The sequence below is a fragment of the Pseudomonas lundensis genome (assembly GCF_015377145.2).
Taxonomy (GTDB): domain Bacteria; phylum Pseudomonadota; class Gammaproteobacteria; order Pseudomonadales; family Pseudomonadaceae; genus Aquipseudomonas; species Aquipseudomonas lundensis.
This window is the reverse complement of sequence record NZ_CP062158.2, coordinates 1,336,637-1,358,346: the sequence shown is the minus strand read 5'-3', so window position 1 is coordinate 1,358,346 and position 21,710 is coordinate 1,336,637. Positions and strand designations below refer to the sequence as shown.

Genomic DNA, 21,710 nt, shown 5'->3' with positions numbered 1-21,710 from the left:
GAACACTCACAATTCGATGCCTTTCTGGGCTTTGATACCGGCCTGGAACGCGTGTTTGACTACGTTCATTTCCGTCACGGTGTCGGCCAGGTCAATCAGTTCAGGTTTTGCACCGCGCCCGGTGACCAGCACATGCTGCATCGGCGGGCGGGCTTGCAGGTCTGTCAGCACCTGATCCAGGTCGAGGTAGCCGTGCTTGAGCGCAATGTTCAGCTCATCGAGCACCACCAGCCCGATGGACGGATCGCGCAGCATGTCGCGGGACACTTCCCAGGCAGCCTCGGCCGCCGCGATGTCGCGCTGGCGGTCCTGGGTTTCCCAGGTGAAGCCCTCGCCCATCACGTGATAGCGCACTTGCTCCGGAAAGCGGCGGAAGAAGCGCTCTTCACCGGTGCTGTTGCGGCCCTTGATGAACTGCACCACGCCGCACTGCATGCCGTGGCCCATGGCGCGGGCCAGCATGCCGAAAGCCGAGCTGCTCTTGCCTTTGCCATTGCCGGTCAAGACCAGCAGCAGACCACATTCATTGGGTGCGCTGGCGATGCGCTCGTCCATGACGGCTTTTTTGCGCAGCATGCGCGCCTGATGACGTTCGTCGCGTTCGGGGGATTCATTCATGGCAGCTCTCCGTTGGGGCTGAAAAAAGCAAACGGGAGGCGGGGGGAGATTTAACAACAGCGACACACCGTCGCCCGCCGCGAGGTGCTGGATGGATCAGGCCGGTCTCCGGGCTCATGAGCGGGCCGCCTGCCTGGCAGCAACCCTGACCGCGCGCCTTCCCGTGTACAGACACAGTGGCACTCAGCGCGGTGTTGACTCATTTACCGTTGCGGGGGCAGCGCCGGAATCGTGAACCTGGCGCACTGCGCCCTGCCCCTCACCGGCTTCCCTGTTTCACCCTGCCAGCCCATGGCTGCAGAGCACCTGAAACAAGCGGCGAAGGTTAGAGGGTTGGGGGTGGAGCGTCAATTAAAGGAAGCGCTGACCTGCACTTCAAAACGGCATTGCCCTGAACCTTTGCACGACTAGGCTTCTCTATCACTTACACCCCACTCATGGAGATTCACATGCTTAAGCGCCAGCACGCTGTTGTCATCGTACTTGCAGCAGGGTTAGCCGCCTGTGGTGAGAGTTCGACCTTGCAAGTGGCGGATGGCACCGGCCCCTCGCCCAAGCTGCCTGAGCCCAACAAGACGCTGATTCCGACGGTCAATATCGCACCCGCCGTGGGATGGTCTCAGGGCGCCAAGCCGATTGCCGCCGAAGGGTTGCAGGTCAGCGCCTTCGCCGAGGACCTCGACCACCCGCGCTGGCTGTATGTGCTGCCCAACGGTGATGTGCTGGTGGCAGAAACCAATGCCCCGCCCAAACCGGACGACAGCAAGGGGATTCGCGGCTGGGTGATGGAAAAGGTCATGGGCAAAGCGGGCGCGGGCGTGCCAAGTGCGAACCGGATCACCCTGTTGCGCGATGCCAATCACGACGGCATCGCTGAAACCCGCAGCGTGTTTTTGCAGAACCTGAATTCGCCGTTCGGCATGGCGCTGGTCGGCAACGATCTGTATGTGGCCGACTCGGACAAGCTACTGCGCTTCCCCTATCAGGCCGGTGCCGACAGCATCAGCGCCCAGCCGACCAAAGTGGTCGATCTGCCGGGCGGCCCGCTGAACCATCACTGGACCAAAAACGTGATTGCCAGCCCCGATGGCAAAAAGCTCTACGTGACCGTTGGCTCCAACAGCAACGTGGGCGAGAACGGCATGGATAAAGAGGAAGGCCGCGCGGCGATCTGGGAAGTAGACCCGGCCACCGGCAGCCACCGGATTTTCGCGTCGGGCTTGCGCAACCCCAATGGCATGGACTGGGAACCGGCCACCGGCAAGCTCTGGACCGCCGTTAATGAACGCGACGAGATCGGCAGCGACCTTGTACCGGACTACATCACTTCGGTTAAAGACGGCGGTTTCTATGGCTGGCCCTACAGCTATTACGGCCAACACGTCGACGTCAGGGTCGACCCGCAAAACCCAGAATTGGTGGCCAAGGCCATTGCCCCCGACTTTGCCGTCGGCCCGCACACCGCGTCATTGGGGTTGAGTTTTGCCGATGGCAGCAAGTTGCCAAACTTCACCGAAGGAGCGTTTATCGGCCAGCATGGCTCTTGGAATCGCAAACCCCACAGCGGTTACAAAGTGATTTTCGTGCCGTTCGCGGATGGCAAACCAACCGGCATGCCGATGGATGTCTTGACCGGGTTCCTCAACGCGGATGAAAAAGCGATGGGCCGGCCGGTGGGCGTGGTGATCGACAAACAGGGTGATCTGCTGGTGGCCGATGATGTCGGCAACAAAGTCTGGCGCGTGTCAGCCAAGTAAGGGGCTTTCTGGTTGCCCCGATAAAAAAAAGAGAGGCTGTGCAATCACAGCCTCTCTTTTATTCAACAGTGCCGCTTATGGATTGCGGGCCAGGTGCTGCTCGGTAGGCAGTACACGCTTGGCATTCAGATAGGCTTTTTGCCAGTAGGCTTTGGACAGGCTGTCGAGCTTGACCGTACCGCCCGTGGCCGGCGCATGAACGAAGCGCCCTTCTCCCACGTAAATCCCCGCATGACTGACCTGCGTCCCGCCACTGGTGGCGAAGAACAGCAGGTCGCCGGTTTGCAGCTTGTCTTTACCCACATTCGGCGCACTCATCACGATCATCTCGCGGGTCGAGCGCGGCAACGAAATGCCAGCGGCATCGTTATAGACGTACTTGATCAGACCACTGCAATCAAAGCCCGAGTCCGGGGTATTACCGCCCCACCGATAAGGCGTGCCCACCAGCCCCAGCGCACGGAACAACACATCGGCGGCGACGGGCGAGAAGTCATCAGAGGGGTTGGCAAATACCACCGGCTTTTTGGCCACGGGGGCGGGCGGCGGGTTGCTGGCGCAAGCACTGAGCAGGGCTGCTAGAGTCAAAACTGAGAGGCGGGCCATGATTGACATAAACAGAACGTTCCTGATTCTGGATACGGCAACTCGGCCGCGAAACCTGAAACCGCGACAGGCACTACCTTCGCGGCTCAGGAATTTAACAATGCGACTGAATTCTAGCCCTTAGAGGCCAAACTTCAAGTGAAGCTTTAACTTTACTTGCGGGCTATGACGCTCGTTGGCGCCATGGCCAGTGCGCGCTTGGCTTCAATGAAGGTTTTGCTCCAGTAGGTATCGCCCAACTTGTCGATACGCACCCCGCCACTGCGACGGCTGCTGGAGTGGATGAACTGGTCGTCCCCCAAGTAGATCCCGGCATGGCTGACACGCCCGCGACCGTTGGTGCTGAAGAACAGCAGGTCACCCGGCTTGAGCTTGTTACGCGCCACCAGCGGCGCATCAACGTTGATCATTTCGCGCGTGGAACGCGGCAATTGCATGCCAGCTTCTTCGCGGAACAGATAACCGATGAAACCGCTGCAGTCGAAGCCTGCTTCCGAGGTGCCGCCAAAACGGTAACGGGTACCGATCAAGGACATGCCGCGCTCAAGAATGCTGTCCGCCAATGCTGGCAGCTCATAAGGCTTGCTGTTTTCGGAGAATTGAGCCAGTTCTTTTTCGGTCGCCAGTTCTTCCTGATAAAGAGCGGAATCCTGGGACACAGATGACTTTTGAACCTGCCGGTCGACTACTTGCTGAGACACTGGCGAGTGCGCAGCGCAACCAAATAACAGGGTAACGAGTGCGAGGGGCACGAGGGGTGCGAAGCGATTTAGCATGGGCACGACCGTGGCTTGTAGGAAAAGTAGCCGCGACTATGCCAACTATGATCCTCATTTGCAAATTCAATCGATCTAAATGTGACTCGGCAGTTTTCTCATGACATCTAAGGTTTTACACCCCTGACGATAGAATCTGCGTTCGCCACCCTGCTGGCGCGCGGTTTTTCTGGCGCCTGCCATTTGCCAGACCGGCTATAAAACGAGGGATTACCAGCCCAAAGTTTCTTTCAGAAAAGGGATGGTCAGCTTGCGCTGGGCTTGCAAAGACGCCTGATCGAGCTGCTCCAGCAGATCAAACAGCGCGCTCATGCTGCGGGTACCACGGGTGAGGATGAAGTGCCCGACTTCGTCGGTCAGGTGCAGGCCACGGCGCGAGGCGCGCAACTGCAAGGCTCGCAGCTTGTCTTCGTCAGACAGCGGTCGCATCTGGAAGATCAACGCGAGTGTCAGGCGGGATTTGAGGTCAGCCAGCTTGATCGGCAATTCTCGCGGTGATGCCGAGGCCGCGATCAACAGCCGTCGCCCGCTGTCGCGCAAACGGTTGAACAGGTGGAACAGCGCTTCTTCCCAGTCCGCGCGTCCGGCGACGGCCTGAAGGTCATCCAGACACACCAGCTCGTACTGTTCGAGGTTATCGAGGATTTCGATGCCGCGATCCATCAGCTCGCCCAACGGCAGGTACACAGCGGGCTCACCCATCTGTTCAAAACGCAGGCAGGCTGCCTGCAACAGGTGCGTACGCCCGACGCCATGCTTGCCCCAAAGGTAGATCAGACTTTCTGTCCAGCCGGCGTCGGCTTCGCATAGACGCTCGACATAGCCGAGTGCAGCGGCATTGGCGCCTGGATAGTAGTTTATGAAGGTAGCGTCATCACGCAGACGCACACCTAGGGGCAGCTGAATCGGTTTCATGCTGACTGAACAGTTCAAACGAACCGTTAGTGGCCTCTGTGTAAAGTTTGCAAAGTTTATACCCGTTGTAGCCGGGCGCACAATGTAACAGACCACGAGCAAAATCAAAGGTTTGCGTTAAGGCCTTGGATTATTTGAGTTTTTGCCAACGCTCAAGCTCAAGCCGCGCCATAAAAAAGGCAGGCCCGCGAAACCAGCGGCCTGCCTTTTTCAACATAAGAAGACCTACAACTCGGGGTCTTCTTCACCTTTATACACGTGCGACTCCTTGTACATGTCCTGCACATGGCGAACCAGCACCATGATCACGGCGGCCACCGGCAAGGCCAGCAGCACCCCGGTAAAACCGAACAGTTCACCCCCGGCCAAAATCGCAAAGATCACCGCTACCGGGTGCATGCCGATTTTGTCACCTACCAGCAATGGCGTGAGCACCGTACCTTCCAGCGCCTGCCCCACCATAAACACTGCGACGATTCCGAGCATCGGGTACAGGTCACCGCCAAACTGGAAGAGCCCGGCAATCAATGCCGCCCCAATGCCGATGATGAACCCCATGTACGGCACGATGGCCGCAATGCCCGCCATCAAACCAATCAGCAGGCCCAGTTCAAGCCCGACCAGCATCAGCCCCGCGGAATAAATCACCCCGAGCGCGAGCATCACCAGCAACTGCCCACGGACAAACGCACCGAGCACGTCATGACACTCTTTGGCCAGCGAAACGATTTGCTCTTCACGGTCACGCGGCAGCAAGCCCCGGATCTTGGCCAGCATGATGTCCCAGTCACGCAACAGGTAAAAAGCCACCACCGGGATCAATACCAGGTTGGCCAAAAACCCGATCAGTGCCAGGCTCGACGCCGTGGCCTGCGACAGCACCACCCCGACGACATCGGACGCCTCCCCCATATGCTCAGTGATCGCCGCCTTGATCTTGTCGAACTTCCAGAAGCCGTCGCTCAGGCCGAATTTGCTTTGCGCCCACGGCATCGCCGTATGTTGCAACCAGTCCAGCACTTGTGGCGCCAGTTGGTACAGTTTCATCAACTGCTTGGCCAGCAACGGCACCAACACCAGCACCAGCGCCGTCACAATCACGGTGAACAGCGTAAACACGGTCACAACCCCCCAGGTTCTGGACAAGCCGAGCCTCTCCAGACGGTCCACCACGGGATCGAACATGTACGCCAGAACGATAGCGACCAGAAACGGCGTGAGTATCGGATGCAAGAAATACACAAACAGGGCAAACACCAGCGCCACGCCCCACCATACCCATCGCCGCGAATCCGTCATCAAGCGTCCATCCTTTATAAAGAAGAAAAAACCTACCAGCGAAAGCGTAGCTGTGCGGCGGGCGTAGCGGCGGGCGTCTGACCCGCCTCAGTCACCGGCGCGCCCTCACTCGCCGGGATTTCCTGCAAATGCGCCAGCCCCAGTTGAGCACGCAACTGCTCGGCACTGCCATTGACCTGATACACGCTACGGTCGCCGTCTATTCGCACAAGCTGCCCGCCAAACGGCTCAAGCAAACGCCCCAGCGAGGCATAACGCTCAAGGGTCATGCCGTGGACCTCCAGCAACTGCTCTGTGGAGATGCCCGGTTTGACCACATAACGCGGCGCCAGACGCTCACTCACGGCCAGCATCACCGCATCGGCCAACGCTGCCTGATCGGCCGCCTGCGCACTGCCCTGCTCCTGCTGATCGCCCAGCCACATCCGCCATTTGGCTTGCCACTGGCCGCCCTCTTCTCGGGCATGCACCGCCAGCAACGCATCGGCACCGTACCGCTCGGACGCTTCACGCAACGGCGCAGGGTTGGCGCCTTCAATATTGTCGACCGTGCCAACCAGTTGTTCGCTCAAGTCCGCCAACGGCAAGCGCAATGGCAGCCCCCGGTGTTGCGCTGCACGGCGCAGCGGTTCGGCCGCCGACTGCCCGTCACCGACCAGGCTTGAACCTTCCACCGAGTCGGCCAGCCACCAACCCAGCAACGCCGGACGGTTGCTGCCCCACAACGACAGGCCCGCCTGACGCAACGCGCGCTCGGTGCTCACAGGATCGAAGTCCACCTGCAGGCTTTCGGGCGGCCCGGCGTCATACCCGTACTGACGAATGATCTGCTGCGGGTCCTTGCGCACCGGCTCAAGAGCGGGGTTTTGCAGCGCCTTGGCATCGCCGGTCAGGCGGATGACCAGTGTTTGCAATGCTTTTTGCGTGGCTTGCGTGCGCTCTTCAGGCGACTGACTGCTCACCGGCTCACGCACTTGATACAAATTGGTCAGAATTTCGGCATGACTCGCCAGGCTGAAAAAGGACAAACAGCCCGCGGCTAAAAGATGATGAAAACGCATGAAATATTCCTGACGACAAAAAAGCAGTCTTGAAAGACCCGATAAACCCACTGCACAGGCTTCAGACAGGGCGCAAGCCAAATCATTCAGCGCGACGGCAGCGTTTTCACCCGGTCATAAAAAATCAAAAGTGAACCCGTATACCTTATACAGGCCTGCCCGCAGCGGCCAGTAAGACTAAATAAGGTTTTTTTTCGCGCTATATAACCCTGCCCGTCGGCCCGAGGATGGCCGCTGCCCTTCAAGCCTGATAAAATCGCGCGCCTTCGCAGACCGGCGACAGCCGGGCACCCGGCAAATGTTTCATTCACAGCGATGAGCACTTGCCAGCGGGCCCTCTGAGATCGGTCGACCTCCCCGAATCCCCCCTAAAGGCCTGGATTATGAGCAAGCAACCATCCCTGAGCTACAAAGACGCCGGTGTAGACATCGACGCCGGTGAAGCATTGGTCGAACGCATCAAGAGCGTGGCCAAGCGCACTGCACGCCCGGAAGTGATGGGCGGCCTCGGCGGTTTTGGCGCCCTCTGCGAAATTCCTGCCGGTTACAAGCAGCCTGTTCTGGTCTCCGGCACCGACGGTGTGGGCACCAAGCTGCGTCTGGCCCTGAACCTGAACAAGCACGACAGCATCGGCATCGACCTGGTGGCCATGTGCGTGAACGACCTGATCGTCTGCGGCGCCGAGCCACTGTTCTTCCTCGACTACTACGCCACCGGCAAACTCAACGTTGAGACCGCGACCCAGGTGGTGACCGGTATCGGCGCAGGTTGCGAACTGTCCGGCTGCTCGCTGGTAGGCGGCGAAACCGCTGAAATGCCGGGCATGTACGAAGGCGAAGACTACGACCTGGCAGGTTTCTGCGTCGGCGTGGTCGAAAAATCCGAAATCATCGACGGCTCTAAAGTGGCTGCCGGTGACGCCCTGCTCGCCCTGCCGTCTTCAGGCCCGCACTCCAACGGTTACTCGCTGATCCGCAAGATCATCGAAGTGTCCGGTGCAGACATCGAAAACATCCAGCTCGACGGCAAGCCGCTGACCGACCTGCTGATGGCTCCGACGCGCATCTACGTCAAGCCGCTGCTCAAGCTGATCAAGGAAACCGGCGTGGTCAAGGCCATGGCGCACATCACCGGCGGCGGCCTGCTGGACAACATTCCGCGCGTGCTGCCTAAAGGGGCCCAAGCCGTGGTGGACGTGGCCAGCTGGCAGCGTCCTGCGGTATTCGACTGGTTGCAGGAACAGGGCAACGTGGCCGAAACAGAAATGCACCGCGTCCTGAACTGCGGCGTCGGCATGGTGATCTGCGTGGCCCAGGCTGACGTAGAAACCGCCCTGAACGTGCTGCGTGAAGCCGGTGAACAGCCTTGGGTCATCGGCCAGATCGCAACCGCCGCCGAAGGCGCTGCGCAAGTCGAGCTGCAAAACCTCAAGGCGCACTGATGCCTGACACCTGTGATGTAGTGGTGCTGCTTTCCGGCACCGGCAGCAACTTGCAGGCCTTGATCGACAGCGATGACGTCAAGGCAAGCCCGGCCACCCTGCGCGCGGTGATTTCCAACCGCACCGACGCCCCGGGCCTGCAACGCGCCAAGAACGCGGGGATCGACACCCGTGTACTGGATCACACAGCATTCGAAGGCCGCGAGGCCTTCGATGCTGCACTGATCGAAATCATCGACACTTTCAATCCGCACCTGGTGGTACTGGCCGGCTTCATGCGCATACTCAGCGCTGACTTCGTGCGCCACTATCAGGGGCGCCTGCTGAATATCCACCCGTCTTTACTGCCCAAATACAAAGGCCTGCACACGCATCAGCGCGCACTGGAAGCGCAAGATCGTGAGCACGGTTGCAGCGTGCACTTCGTGACCGAGGAACTCGATGGCGGCCCCCTGGTCGTACAGGCAGTGATACCGGTCGAGTCTGAAGACACGCCAAGCAGTCTGGCGCAACGGGTGCATGCCCAGGAACACCGGATCTACCCGCTTGCAGTGCGCTGGTTTGCCGAGGGTCGCTTGTCTCTCGACGAACAAGGTGCATTATTGGACGGTCAATTACTCCCGGCCAGCGGCCACCAGATACAAATCTAGGAGATTTTATGCGTCGTGCCCTGCTCCTTGCCCTTAGCCTGCTAGCCATCCCAGCAGTGCAAGCGGCCGATCTTCAGCCTTTCAAGGCCAGCTACACCGCCGACTGGAAACAGTTGCCGATGAGCGGCTCCGCAGAACGCAGCCTGACCAAAGGCGCAGACAACGTCTGGACCTTGAACTTCAAGGCCTCGATGCTGATCGCGAGCCTGAACGAAGTAAGCACACTCAAGCTGGAAAAAGACCAGCCAGTGCCTCTGAGCTATCACTTCGAACGGGGTGGCCTGGGTAAAGCCAAAAACATCGACCTGAACTTCAACTGGAAGGACATGACGGTTACCGGCACCGACAACAAGACGCCCGTGACGGTAAAACTGCTAACCGGCATGCTCGACAAGTCGACCTATCAACTGGCCCTGCAGCGCGACGTCCTGGCCGGCAAAAAGTCGATGAGCTACCAAGTGGTTGATGGTGACGAAGTGGACACTTACGACTTCCGCGTCATCGGCCCTGAAGTGGTCAGCACCAAGGCCGGCAAAATCAACGCCATCAAAGTCGAGCGCGTCCGCGACCCGGCCCAGAACAAGCGCATCACCGAGATGTGGTTCGCCAAACAGTGGGATGGTTTGCTGGTTGCCTTGCGCCAGGTTGAAAAAGACGGCAAGGAATACAACATCATGCTGCTCGACGGCACGGTGGACGGCAAGACAGTCAAAGGCAAATGATCCGCGACTGACAGCACCGACTAAAACCTCGCTCCGGCGAGGTTTTTTTTCGACTTTGAAACCCCGGCGAAGATGAAACTTTTGTCATAAAACTTTCCGCTAATGACGCAAACACCCCGTAATACAAGGGCTGCAAGGTTTTTTTGTTATTCCGACACATGACAGCACACCCGCTAGCCATTTACTTAGCTAGCTAACAAACCCTATAAATAAGACCTGCGACGACTTGCCGCATCCCCCATCAGAATTTGGAGCAAGCAGATGACTATCAAAGTAACTGAGCGCGACGATTCGCGTATATTTCACCAACTCGTGGCCCACGGTGTTCACCTGTGGGATGTTCACCAACAAGACGTCTTGGTCGGTATGTTTCACCGCGAAAGCGACGCCAATGACTACAAGGCCGAGCTGGAAAAGCTGGAAGCGCAAAAGCGCCGGACCTGAAGCATTGAAATAACTGTCTTGAAAACAACAAACCCCGCCGAAGCGGGGTTTGTTTTGACCGTCATGAATACGTGTTTACCACATCAGGTCATCCGGAATCTGGTACGCCGCGTACGGATCGTCTTCTTCAGGTGTTTTAGGCTCAACCAGAATGTTCAGCTGCACGATCCGGCGCGGGTCGCGTTCCTGAATCTTCAGAGCGGCTTCGCGCGGGATGACTTCGTAACCCCCCTGGTGCTGCACGATCGCCAGCGAACCATTGGCCAGCTTATTACGCATCAGCGTGTTGACCGACAGGCGCTTGACCTTCTTGTCGTCAACGAAGTTGTAGTAGTCCTCAGTGCTGAGCTTGGGCAGGCGCGAGACTTCAATCAATTGCTTGATTTGAGCGGCGCGGGCCTTTTGTTCGGCCTTCTCCTGCTGCTGACGGTTCAGCTCCTGGTCGCGCTTGATCTTCTCGGCCTTGGCTTCGGCCGCCAGGCGCTGCTGAGTGTCATCGAGCTCGATCTGGCCTTTATGGGCCAGACGCTGCTGCTTCTGCTTTTCTTTACCGGCCTGTTTGGCCTGCTTCTCGTTAACCAGTCCGGCTTTGAGCAACTGGTCGCGTAGGGAAATGCTCATCTACTTACTCACTTAGGCAAACTCAGCCGCAGCTGGGTAAATTCTTTTCCTGGCGCTTGGCTTCACCCCAGAGGGCGTCCAGGTCTTCAAGGGTGCAATCTTCAATGGGTCGCAGGGTATCGCGCAATGCCTGCTCGATAAACCGGAAACGCCTGTCAAATTTGGCATTTGCACCGCGCAAGGCGGTTTCTGGGTCGACTTTGAGGTGACGCGCCAGATTCACCACGCTAAACAACAGGTCGCCGATCTCGTCATGGATGGCCGCCGAGTCGTTGTCCGCCATGGCCTGCAGCACTTCATCCAGTTCTTCGCGCACCTTGTCCAGCACCGGCAAGGCCGCAGGCCAGTCAAAGCCGACCTGCGCGGCGCGCTTCTGCAACTTGGCGGCCCGCGAGAGGGCGGGTAATGCCACGGGCACGTCATCGAGCAACGATAGCTGGAGCGGCACCGAGGCTTTTTCAGCCCGTTCTTGCGCCTTGATTTCATCCCAACGCTGCTTGACCTGTTCTTCGCTCAGGCGCGGCACGTCCAGCGGCGCGTACAGATCGCCCGTCGGGAACACATGGGGATGGCGGCGGATGAGCTTGCGGGTGATGCTGTCGATCACCCCGGCAAATTCAAAGCGGCCTTCTTCACGGGCCAACTGGCTGTAATAAACCACCTGAAACAACAAGTCACCCAACTCGCCCTGTACGTGCTCAAAGTCGCCCTGCTCGATGGCATCAGCGACTTCATACGCTTCCTCAAGGGTGTAAGGCACGAGGGAGGTCCAGGTTTGCTTGATGTCCCACGGGCAACCGAACTGCGGGTCACGCAGCCGGGCCATGAGGTGGAGCAAATCGTCGAGGTTGTACATCACGGATCTCTTCTACAAAACGCTATGAGCAGGACCGCACGCGAGGCTGCTTACCCGTCTCCACTGACTGAAGGCGGGGTAGCTCGGCCCTTATCGCGGCTCACTGCGCCCGATACGCCGGGTTTCAATGATGTTCGGCAGTTGCGAGATTTTGCCCAGCAGACGCCCCAACGAATCGAGCCCCGGAATCTCGATGGTCAAGGACATCAGCGCGGTGTTGTCCTCTTTGTTCGAGCGGGTGTTGACCGCCAATACGTTGATCCGCTCGTTGAGCAGCACTTGCGACACGTCACGCAGCAGCCCGGAACGGTCGTACGCCCGAATCTCGATATCCACCGGGTAGGTGGAAACCGGGATCGGCCCCCAGTTGACCTGAATCATCCGCTCAGGCTCGCGGCTGCCCAGTTGCAGCACCGAGGCGCAATCCTGACGGTGAATGCTCACGCCACGCCCCTGGGTGATGTAACCGACGATGGCATCGCCCGGCAGCGGCTGGCAGCAACCGGCCATTTGTGTGAGCAGGTTACCCACGCCTTCGATCTGGATGTCGCCGCGCTTGCCCGGTTTGTAGCCGGTGGCCTTGCGCGGGATCAGCTCCATCTGCTCGTTGCCGCGTTCGGGCTCGACCATTTGCTGCGCAAGGTTGATCAACTGCGCCAGACGCAAGTCACCCGCGCCCAGTGCCGCGTACATGTCTTCGGCGGTTTTCATGTTGGCCTTGTCGGCCAACTTCTCGTAATCCACCGCAGGCAGGCCCAGACGGCCGAGTTCGCGCTCAAGCAGGGTTTTACCCGCGGCCACGTTCTGGTCACGCGCCTGCAACTTGAACCAATGCACAATCTTGGCCCGGGCCCGCGACGTGGTGATGTAACCCAGGTTCGGGTTCAGCCAGTCACGGCTCGGCGTGCCATGTTTGCTGGTGATGATCTCGACCTGCTCACCGGTTTGCAGGCTGTAGTTGAGCGGCACAATCCGCCCGTTGATCTTCGCGCCCCGGCAGTTATGGCCGATTTCAGTGTGCACCCGATACGCGAAGTCCAGCGGTGTCGCGCCTTTGGGCAAGTCGATGGCGTGCCCGTCCGGGGTGAAGATATAGACCCGGTCCGGTTCGATATCGACCCGCAGTTGCTCGGCCAGACCACCGATATCGCCCAGTTCTTCGTGCCATTCCAGCACTTGGCGCAGCCACGAGATTTTCTCTTCGTACTGATTGGACCCGGCCTTGACGTCAGTGCCCTTGTACCGCCAGTGCGCGCATACCCCGAGTTCGGCCTCTTCGTGCATGGCGTGGGTGCGGATCTGCACCTCAAGTACCTTGCCCTCCGGCCCGATCACGGCGGTGTGCAGCGAGCGATAGCCGTTCTCTTTCGGGTTGGCGATGTAATCGTCGAATTCTTTCGGGATATGGCGCCACAGCGTATGGACGATGCCCAGCGCGGTGTAGCAATCGCGCATCTCGGGCACCAGCACCCGCACGGCTCGCACGTCATAGATCTGGCTGAAGGCCAGACCCTTGCGCTGCATTTTGCGCCAAATGGAATAGATGTGTTTGGCCCGGCCGCTGATGTCCGCGTCAACGCCGGTGGCTTCCAGCTCCGTACGCAACTGATTCATGACATCGGAGATGAAACGCTCGCGATCCAGACGACGCTCATGGAGCAAGGTCGCGATCTGCTTGTACTGCTCAGGCTCAAGGTAACGGAAGGACAAATCCTCCAGCTCCCACTTGATATGACCGATGCCGAGACGGTGCGCCAAGGGCGCATAAATATCGAACACCTCGCGGGCCACGCGGTTGCGTTTTTCGTCCGGGGCATTCTTGACGGCGCGAATGGCGCAGGTGCGCTCGGCCAGCTTGATAAGCGCGACGCGCACATCATCGACCATGGCCACCAGCATTTTGCGCAGGTTCTCGACCTGGCCCTGAGTGCCCAACACCATCGACTGGCGCGGGCTCAGGCTGGCGCTGATCGCGGCCATGCGCAGCACGCCATCAATCAGCTTGGCCACCACCTGGCCGAAGCGCTGGGTAACGGCGGGCAGTTGAATCTGGCCTTCACGTACCCCGCGATAGAGAATCGCCGCGACCAACGAGTCCTGATCCAGCTTCAAATCCGCGAGGATTTCAGCGATTTCAAGCCCGGTGCGAAAGCTCGACGTGCCTTCGGTCCACAGGTTTTTCGCGGCATTGGCTTGCTGTTCGGCCTCGCGTGCAAACTCACAGGCTTCTTTCAAGGCTTCACGGTCCAGCGCGACATCCACACTCACGGCATGATCAAGCCATGCGTCGAGGTTGAGACTGCCGTCGGTGTTGATCGGCTGGTGTGCTCTGACCTGTACCATCTTGCTTACCTTCCCTACGGCGCACATTCAGTGCGCCGAAATCACCGGCCCGAATCCCGATTCCACGCCACAGGGCCAAGTCGCGTGGAACTGCGGGCCCGTAGAAATAGACAGACCGTCCTAGTCTGCTTCAAATAACGCCATTGCCTCGACATGCGCGGTTTGCGGAAACATATCGAGGATTCCGGCACGTTTTAACCGATAACCCTGCTTCATCAGTTCAACCGTATCGCGCGCCAGCGTGGCCGGGTTGCACGACACATACACCAAGCGTTTGGCCCCAAGGGCAGACAGCTTGCATACCACTTCATAAGCGCCGTCACGGGGCGGGTCCAGCAGCACGGCAGAAAAACCGTCTTTGGCCCATGCTGCTTGCGCCAGCGGCTGCGACAGATCGGCCTGAAAAAACGCTGCATTATGCAGGTTGTTACTGACCGCGTTTAGCGCAGCGCGTTCGACCATCGTCGCAACCCCCTCAACCGCCACCACCTCGCGGACCTGTTTAGCCAGCGGCAACGCGAAGTTACCCAGCCCGCAAAACAAGTCAAGAACCCGCTCGTCGGCTTGGGGCGCCAACCATTCCAGCGCCTGAGCCACCATGGCTTCGTTGACCCCTGCATTGACCTGAACAAAGTCGCCGGGGCGATAGGCCAGTTGCAAATTCCATTGCTCTAAACGGTAGCCCAACGTTTGAGTCAAATCGACAGGCTGCGGTTCACCTTCGCCATGCAACCACAATTGGGCACCGTGGGTGAGGCAAAACCCCTGCAACAGCTGCATGTCTGCTTCGCTGAGCGGCGCCATGTGGCGCAGCAGCACGGCAATCGCCGACCCACTGAACAACTCGACATGGCCCAGCGCCCTCGGGTTGCTCAACTGACGCAACAGAGCGGGCAGCCCGGCCATGATAGGTTGCAAAGCCTGTACCAGAACCAAACAGTGATCGATGGCCACAATGTCCTGACTGCCAGCCGCGCGGAAACCGACTTCCAGCTGTTTGGCACGCGCATCCCAACGCACCGCAATGCGGGCGCGGCGGCGGTAGCCGAACTCGGGCCCGGTCAACGGCGCGGCCCACTCTTCAGGTTCGACAGTCGCTACCCGCGACAACTGCTCGGCCAGCATGCGCTGTTTAAGTGCAAGCTGCTCGTCGTGGGGCAGGTGCTGCACGCTGCAGCCACCACAGCGCCCGGCATGGGCACACGGGGCGACGCGGCGCACTTCACTGGCTGTAAAGACGCGCTCGGTGCGGGCCTCAACGATTTTGCCGTGGGCACCCAGCACCCTGGCCTCCACGTCTTCACCGGCCAGCGCACCGCTGACAAACCAGGTCCGGCCGTCAAGGAAGGCAATGCCGCGGCCATCATTGGCCAGACGCTCGATGCGCAAACGCTGTTTTTTGCCCGTGGGCACTTGCGGGGCCTTGGTGCCGCCAGCCGGCTGAAACCGCAGGCCTCTTGCTTGCTTAGCCATCAGTTCGGCGCATCGTAAATGCCGGTCGACAAGTAACGGTCGCCACGGTCACAAATGATCGCGACGATCACCGCGTTTTCCACTTCCCGGGACAACCGCAGCATCGCGGCCACTGCACCGCCCGAAGAGACGCCACAGAAGATGCCTTCTTCGCGGGCCAGTCGACGCATCACGTCTTCAGCTTCGCGCTGGGCCATGTCGACGATCCGGTCCACCCGGTCAGCCTGATAAATCTTTGGCAGGTACTCAGTCGGCCAGCGGCGAATGCCCGGGATGGCGGCGCCTTCCATCGGCTGCAGGCCGATGATCTGGACGTTGGGGTTTTGTTCTTTCAAATAGCGCGACACGCCCATGATGGTGCCGGTGGTGCCCATCGAGCTGACAAAGTGGGTGACGCTGCCCTGGGTCTGACGCCAGATCTCCGGGCCGGTGCTGGTGTAGTGCGCTTCGGGGTTGTCACCGTTGGCAAACTGGTCGAGCACCTTGCCGCGACCTTCAGCCTGCAGCTTGTCGGCCAGATCGCGCGCGCCTTCCATGCCCTCTTCCTGGGACACCAGAATCAGCTCGGCGCCATAGGCGGTCATGGCCGCCTTGCGCTCGGCACTGGAGTTGTCAGGCATGATCAGGATCATCTTGTAGCCTTTGATCGCAGCGGCCATGGCCAGTGCGATGCCGGTGTTGCCGGACGTGGCTTCAATCAGGGTGTCGCCGGGCTGGATCTGACCGCGCGCTTCGGCGCGGGCAATCATCGACAGCGCCGGGCGGTCTTTGACCGAGCCCGCCGGGTTATTCCCTTCGAGCTTGAGCAATAACGTATTGGTGGTGTCGCCGGCCAGGCGCTGCAAGCGCACCAGCGGCGTGTTGCCGACGCAGTCGGCGATAGTGGGGTACTGCAAAGTCATGGCGTATTCGCAATCCGGACTGCGGGGTCGCACATCATACCGACAAACGCCAATTGGCCATATCACGCAAAGTGCGGAGCTTATGGCGAAAGGCTATAAGCCCGGCCCTCGAAGGCTGTGTCATCGCTGTCGAGCAGCCGTTTACAGATGCGCGGGCAAATAGCACGGCAATCGCAGGTGTACCCGCAACCCCTGAGAGGTGTTTTCCGCCCACAGGCTGCCGCCCTGCAGCCGCAAGGCATTGCGCGCGATGCTCAAGCCCAGGCCAAAGCCGCCATCGCCGGGCCGCGAACCATCGAGTCGGGTGAACGGCGCAAAGATACGCTCCAGTTCGTGCGGCGCCACACCGCCGCCCTGATCGTCGAGCCATAAGTGCCACTGGTCGCCTTCACGCTGGCCGCTAAGACTGACGACCCCGGCGGGCGGGGAATGTCGAATGGCGTTGCGCAGGATGTTTTCCAGCGCTTGCGCCAAGCTGTTGAGATGCCCTTGCACCCAACACTCGGCGCCCACAAAACACGGCAGACGCGATTCGGGCCAGCCGCTTTCAAAGCGGGCGTTTTCGCTGATCATTTCCCACAGCGCCTGCACCTGAATCGCTTCCACCGGCAGCGGCCCGCGCTCGGCGTCGAGCCAGGCCAGTTGCAGGGTGTCTTCCACCAGACGCTGCATGCCATCGACCTCGCGGCTCAATCGCTCGCGCAACGCGGCTTCGCCCTGCTCGCTGTCGCAGGCCACGCGCAAACGGCTTAAAGGCGTACGCAGCTCGTGGGACAAGTCACGCAGCAACTGCTGCTGTTGGCTGACGGTGCTTTGCAAGCGCTCCGACATTTGATCGAACGCGCGCCCCAGATCGCCCAACTCATCCTGACGGCTGGTGGTCTGGCTCGACACCCGCGCGCCCAATTGGTCGGCGCGCCAGGCGTGAGCCTGCTCGCGCAGTTGATTGAGTGGCACGATCAGCAGGCGATAAAGGCCGACACACAGGAGTAAGGTGAACAGGCCAGGGATCACGCCATTGGTGATGATGCGCCAGACCCACTGCGAATACCCCGGCATGAAGCGCTGTGGCAGCTCAATGACCAGATAACCGATGGACGAGTCGCGCGGGAACGGCACTTTCATCCACGGGCGGGCGTTTTTCAAATGGCTGATGGGCCAGTCCACCCCGCGCAGGAAGGTCAGGCGCTGGCTTTCACGTTCATTGAGCGGGTAGCTGCTCAGCGACTGCAAATCCTGACCGATGACGCCGACCCAGCCGCTTTCGACGTGCCCCAGCGCCTGCAACCACTGATCGACACCCGCTTGTCCTGCCTGCTCCCAAGCGGTTTCTGCCTCACCGGCGTAACGCATCAGCGTGCTGCGGGCCTCATGGGAGAGAAAACCGGTGCGTTTGTCCATGTAGCGGCCCCACGACCAGCTCAACCAGATCATGAGCAAACAAAAAGCGACCAGCAGGCAGGCCAGTTTCCAGAACACCGAGTGTTTGCCGGGGACCTTATAAGGCATCGCTGGCACTCAGCACGTAACCCTTGCCCCACACCGTGCGCACTTCCCGTGCGTGATAACCGATGCTCTTGAGCTTGCGGCGGATCTGGCTGATGTGCATGTCGAGGCTGCGATCGTGGGGCGCGTAGCCGCGTTGCAGCACGTGCTGGTACAGAAACGCCTTGCTCAACACTTCATCGGCATTGCGGTAAAGGGTGTCGAGCAGGCGAAATTCGCTGCGGGTCAGGCCCGCGTACTGCGCGCCATGGCGCACGTCGCTGGCGGCGTCGTCGAAGACCAACCCGCTTTCCTGGTCGACAGGCAGCGACACGGCACTGGCACGGGGCGTGCGGTCCAGCGCCACCCGCCGCAGGATGGCCTCGATGCGCACTTGCAGTTCAGCCATGCTGAACGGTTTGGGCAGGTAGTCATCGGCGCCCAGTTGAAAACCGTTGATGCGGTCGGCTTCGGCGCCCAGGGCCGACATCAGAATGACGGGCAATGCATGGGTCTGGCGCAGTTGCGTGAGCACCTGCAAGCCATTCATGCCGGGCAGCAGAATGTCCATCAACACCACGTCGAAGGGCTGCTGTTGCGCCAGGTTCAAACCGTCCTGACCGTTTTGGCACCAGCGCACCTCAAACCCGGCGCGCTGCAACTGCGCTTGCAGGTAAGCGCCCAGTACGGGGTCGTCTTCGATGGCCAACAGGCGGTAGGGATTGTTCACGGCGGGATTCATTAGCGTCTGCAAGTCATTCTCAATCGGCGATTATTCAAGATTGAACCGACGCGGGCAACCGCCACGCCAATGGTTGTCGATTGATGGCGATCAATGCCGCGACCCGCAGGGCAAATTTCTGCAAGTCGGGCGCGGGGCAAATCGCTACACTGCCAGCAAACCTGCGCCGGATGCGCGGGGCAAGATCAGAAAAACGTGGAGCTGGAGAATTGCGTGCTTAAAAATCTGGGAATCAAAGGCCGCGTATTGCTGCTCACGTTACTGCCCGTCACCTTGATGGCCATGGTGCTGGGTGGCTACTTCACCTGGGTGCAACAGTCCGAGTTGCAGTCCCAGCTGTTGCAGCGCGGTGAAATGATTGCCGAACAGCTCGCGCCACTGGTCGCGCCCGCCCTCGGGCGGCACGACACTGCCCTGCTGGCACGCATTGCCACCGAGTCCCTGGAGCAACAGGACGTGCGGGCCGTGTCGTTCCTCGACGCCAATCACGAAACCCTCGCCCACGCGGGCCCGGTCATGCTCAATCAGGCACCGCTGGGCAATAGCACGCAGTTGCTGCAACGCACTGACAACGACGCCACGCGCTATTTACTCCCGGTCTTTGGCCGTCATCGCAACCTAGCGGGCGACATCATTCCCAACGAAGCCCATCGCCTGCTGGGCTGGGTCGAGCTTGAACTGTCCCACAGCAACATGTTGCTGCGCGGTTATCGCAGCTTGTTTGCCAGCTTGCTGTTGATTGCCAGCGGGCTGGTGTTCACCGCCTTGCTGGCGTTGCGCATGAGCCGCACGATCAATGCACCGCTGGGCCAGATCAAGCAAGCCGTGGCCCAACTCAAGGACGGGCGACTTGAAACCCGCCTGCCACCGTTGGGCAGCCATGAGCTGGACGAACTGGCGTCGGGCATCAACCGCATGGCCGAGACCTTGCAGAACGCGCAGGAAGAACTGCAAAACAGCGTCGATCAGGCCACCGAAGACGTGCGCCAGAACCTCGAAACCATCGAAATCCAGAACCTTGAGCTGGACCTGGCGCGCAAGGAGGCCCTGGAGGCCAGCCGCATCAAGTCCGAGTTTCTGGCCAACATGAGCCACGAAATCCGCACCCCGCTCAACGGCATTCTGGGCTTCACTCATTTGCTGCAAAAAAGCGAGCTGACCCCACGTCAGTTCGATTACCTGCACACCATCGAAAAGTCGGCCGACAACCTGCTGGGCATCATTAACGAGATCCTCGACTTCTCGAAAATCGAAGCCGGCAAACTGGTGCTCGACAGCGTCCCGTTCAACCTGCGCGACTTGCTGCAAGACACGCTGACCATTCTCGCCCCGTCCGCCCACGAGAAAGGCCTGGAGCTGGTCAGCCTGGTGTACCGCGACACGCCGTTGTCGCTGATTGGCGACCCGCTGCGGCTCAAGCAGATCCTCACCAACCTGGTCAACAACGCGATCAAGTTCACCCGCGAAGGCACCATTGCCGTGCGCGCCATGCTCGAAGACGAGGATGAGGACGACGGCAGCGTGCAACTGCGCATCAGCGTTCAGGACACCGGCATCGGGCTGACCAGTCAGGATGTGCGGGCGTTGTTTCAGGCCTTTAGCCAGGCAGACAACTCGCTGTCGCGCCAACCCGGCGGAACAGGTTTGGGACTGGTGATTTCCAAGCGCCTGGTGGAACAGATGGGCGGCGAAATCGGGGTCGAGAGCACCCCCGGCGAAGGGTCGGTGTTCTGGATCAGCGTCAAGCTGCCCAAGGCACGGGATGACGTGGAGGACCTGCCGGGCGCGCCGCTGCTGGGCCGTCGGGTGGCCTTGCTGGAAAAACACGACCTGGCGTGTCAGGCCTTGCAGCACCAGCTCGAAGACTGCGGGCTGGCGGTCACGCCCTTCAACACCCTCGAAACCCTGTGCAATGGCGTGACCAGTGCCCATCACACCGACCAGGCTTTCGATCTGGCGGTGTTTGGCGTCACCGCCTCGGACCTGCCGCCGGAACGGCTGAATCAGCCCATCTGGGACCTCGACCGCATGGGCTGCAAGGTGCTGGTGCTGTGCCCCACCACCGAACAGCAACTGTTCGCCGCCGCTGTGCCCAACTCCCATGAACAGTTACAGTCCAAACCCGCCTGCACCCGCAAGTTACGCCGCACGCTGGCGGATCTGGTCCAGCCGCGTCACACCCGTAGCGAGCGCGGCGAGTTACTGGCCAGCCGCGCCCCGCGAATCCTGTGTGTCGACGACAACCCGGCTAACCTGCTGCTGGTGCAAACCCTGCTCGAAGACATGGGCGCGCACGTCACGGCCGTGGACAGCGGCTATGCGGCGATTGATGCGGTCAAGGCCCACGCCTTCGATCTGGTGCTGATGGACGTGCAAATGCCCGGCATGGACGGCCGCGAAACCACAGAGCTGATTCGCCAGTGGGAAAGCGAGCGCCAGTCCACCCCGCTGCCCATTGTGGCCCTCACCGCCCACGCCATGGCCAACGAGAAACGCGCCCTGCTGCAAAGCGGTATGGACGACTACCTGACCAAGCCCATCAGCGAACGCCAGTTGGGCCAAGTGGTGTTGAAATGGACCGGGTTGGCGCTGATCAACCAGGTCAACGATAGCCAACAGGAACCGCCGACCCCTGACACGCAACTCCCCGTGCTGGATCTCGAGGAGGGCTTGCGGTTGGCGGCCGGTAAACAGGATCTGGCCGCAGACATGCTGGCCATGCTGCTGGCCTCGCTGGAATCCGACCGCGAAGCGATTCGTCAGGCCCGTGAAGCCCGGGACAACAGCGCCCTGATCGAACGGGTTCACCGCTTGCACGGCGCCACCCGCTACTGCGGCGTACCGCAATTGCGCGCCGCCTGCCAGCGTACCGAGACGCTGCTCAAGCAGGAGAGCCCCAACGCGTACGCCGCACTGGACGAGCTGGATCACGCCATCGTCCGCCTTGGCGCTGAAGCCCGAAGCGCCGCCTGACACTTTCTGCACTCAACCAAGGAAG

General features: G+C 60.2%; 19 protein-coding genes and 1 riboswitch. Of the genes, 6 read left to right on the top strand and 13 right to left on the bottom strand.

What is annotated here, in order from left to right:
- Positions 1-6 precede the first annotated feature (6 nt).
- A complete protein-coding gene (gene cobO, locus IF654_RS06625; protein WP_047276374.1) occupies positions 7-618 on the bottom strand; it encodes a cob(I)yrinic acid a,c-diamide adenosyltransferase in 612 nt (203 codons plus the stop codon).
- 82 nt (positions 619-700) lie between these two features.
- Positions 701-943: riboswitch (cobalamin riboswitch) on the bottom strand.
- A gap of 124 nt (positions 944-1,067) precedes the next feature.
- Here cobO and IF654_RS06620 point away from each other — a divergent pair.
- Positions 1,068-2,375: a PQQ-dependent sugar dehydrogenase gene (locus IF654_RS06620; protein ID WP_047277401.1), complete on the top strand. Its 1,308-nt coding sequence runs from the start codon at positions 1,068-1,070 to the stop codon at positions 2,373-2,375.
- Positions 2,376-2,450: 75 nt separating this feature from the next.
- Here IF654_RS06620 and IF654_RS06615 read toward each other — a convergent pair whose 3' ends face one another.
- The 5 genes from IF654_RS06615 to IF654_RS06595 all read right to left on the bottom strand — a co-directional run bounded on the left by IF654_RS06615 (position 2,451) and on the right by IF654_RS06595 (position 7,032).
- A complete protein-coding gene (locus IF654_RS06615; protein WP_047276378.1) occupies positions 2,451-2,990 on the bottom strand; it encodes a C40 family peptidase in 540 nt (179 codons plus the stop codon).
- A gap of 143 nt (positions 2,991-3,133) precedes the next feature.
- The gene (locus IF654_RS06610) at positions 3,134-3,757 is read right to left on the bottom strand and encodes a C40 family peptidase (RefSeq protein WP_047276380.1); all 624 of its coding nucleotides are present in this window, start codon (positions 3,755-3,757) and stop codon (positions 3,134-3,136) included.
- Positions 3,758-3,967: 210 nt separating this feature from the next.
- Positions 3,968-4,672, bottom strand: a complete 705-nt coding sequence (hda, locus tag IF654_RS06605) for a DnaA regulatory inactivator Hda (RefSeq protein WP_047276383.1) — start codon at positions 4,670-4,672, stop codon at positions 3,968-3,970.
- Between the two features lie 225 nt (positions 4,673-4,897).
- Complete coding sequence (locus tag IF654_RS06600; protein WP_047276385.1) at positions 4,898-5,971, bottom strand: AI-2E family transporter; 1,074 nt, start codon at positions 5,969-5,971, stop codon at positions 4,898-4,900.
- A 32-nt stretch (positions 5,972-6,003) separates the two neighbouring features.
- On the bottom strand, positions 6,004-7,032 hold the full coding sequence (locus IF654_RS06595) for a DUF2066 domain-containing protein (RefSeq protein ID WP_047276387.1): 1,029 nt from the start codon (positions 7,030-7,032) through the stop codon (positions 6,004-6,006).
- Positions 7,033-7,415: 383 nt separating this feature from the next.
- On the opposite strand from IF654_RS06595, the gene purM reads away from it, so the two are divergent.
- From purM to IF654_RS06575, 4 genes are all read left to right on the top strand, one after another.
- The gene (gene purM / locus IF654_RS06590) at positions 7,416-8,474 is read left to right on the top strand and encodes a phosphoribosylformylglycinamidine cyclo-ligase (protein WP_047276389.1); all 1,059 of its coding nucleotides are present in this window, start codon (positions 7,416-7,418) and stop codon (positions 8,472-8,474) included.
- On the top strand, positions 8,474-9,124 hold the full coding sequence (gene purN, locus IF654_RS06585; RefSeq protein ID WP_094988364.1) for a phosphoribosylglycinamide formyltransferase: 651 nt from the start codon (positions 8,474-8,476) through the stop codon (positions 9,122-9,124). Before purM ends, purN begins: the two co-directional genes overlap by 1 nt.
- Before the next feature lie 8 nt (positions 9,125-9,132).
- Positions 9,133-9,846: a DUF3108 domain-containing protein gene (locus IF654_RS06580; RefSeq protein ID WP_194862648.1), complete on the top strand. Its 714-nt coding sequence runs from the start codon at positions 9,133-9,135 to the stop codon at positions 9,844-9,846.
- A 261-nt stretch (positions 9,847-10,107) separates the two neighbouring features.
- Positions 10,108-10,290 (top strand): hypothetical protein, encoded by a 183-nt coding sequence (locus IF654_RS06575; RefSeq protein WP_047276396.1) that lies wholly within the window; start codon positions 10,108-10,110, stop codon positions 10,288-10,290.
- 75 nt (positions 10,291-10,365) lie between these two features.
- Here IF654_RS06575 and IF654_RS06570 read toward each other — a convergent pair whose 3' ends face one another.
- The 7 genes from IF654_RS06570 to IF654_RS06540 form a co-directional block, all read right to left on the bottom strand.
- On the bottom strand, positions 10,366-10,911 hold the full coding sequence (locus IF654_RS06570) for a DUF2058 domain-containing protein (RefSeq protein WP_047276399.1): 546 nt from the start codon (positions 10,909-10,911) through the stop codon (positions 10,366-10,368).
- 22 nt (positions 10,912-10,933) lie between these two features.
- A complete protein-coding gene (mazG, locus tag IF654_RS06565) occupies positions 10,934-11,767 on the bottom strand; it encodes a nucleoside triphosphate pyrophosphohydrolase (RefSeq protein ID WP_047276401.1) in 834 nt (277 codons plus the stop codon).
- A 90-nt stretch (positions 11,768-11,857) separates the two neighbouring features.
- Positions 11,858-14,110, bottom strand: coding sequence for a GTP diphosphokinase (gene relA, locus IF654_RS06560; RefSeq protein WP_047276403.1), 2,253 nt, complete (start codon positions 14,108-14,110; stop codon positions 11,858-11,860).
- 120 nt (positions 14,111-14,230) lie between these two features.
- The gene (gene rlmD / locus IF654_RS06555) at positions 14,231-15,583 is read right to left on the bottom strand and encodes a 23S rRNA (uracil(1939)-C(5))-methyltransferase RlmD (RefSeq protein ID WP_194862649.1); all 1,353 of its coding nucleotides are present in this window, start codon (positions 15,581-15,583) and stop codon (positions 14,231-14,233) included.
- The gene (cysM, locus tag IF654_RS06550; protein ID WP_047276407.1) at positions 15,583-16,485 is read right to left on the bottom strand and encodes a cysteine synthase CysM; all 903 of its coding nucleotides are present in this window, start codon (positions 16,483-16,485) and stop codon (positions 15,583-15,585) included. The genes rlmD and cysM overlap by 1 nt, the downstream gene beginning before the upstream one ends.
- A gap of 141 nt (positions 16,486-16,626) precedes the next feature.
- Entirely contained in the window at positions 16,627-17,994 is a 1,368-nt protein-coding gene (locus IF654_RS06545) for a sensor histidine kinase (protein ID WP_047277420.1), read from the bottom strand.
- Positions 17,984-18,712, bottom strand: a complete 729-nt coding sequence (locus IF654_RS06540) for a response regulator transcription factor (RefSeq protein ID WP_070411627.1) — start codon at positions 18,710-18,712, stop codon at positions 17,984-17,986. The genes IF654_RS06545 and IF654_RS06540 overlap by 11 nt, the downstream gene beginning before the upstream one ends.
- A 213-nt stretch (positions 18,713-18,925) precedes the next feature.
- On the opposite strand from IF654_RS06540, the gene IF654_RS06535 reads away from it, so the two are divergent.
- A complete protein-coding gene (locus IF654_RS06535) occupies positions 18,926-21,685 on the top strand; it encodes a response regulator (protein WP_095010257.1) in 2,760 nt (919 codons plus the stop codon).
- Positions 21,686-21,710: the final 25 nt, after the last annotated feature.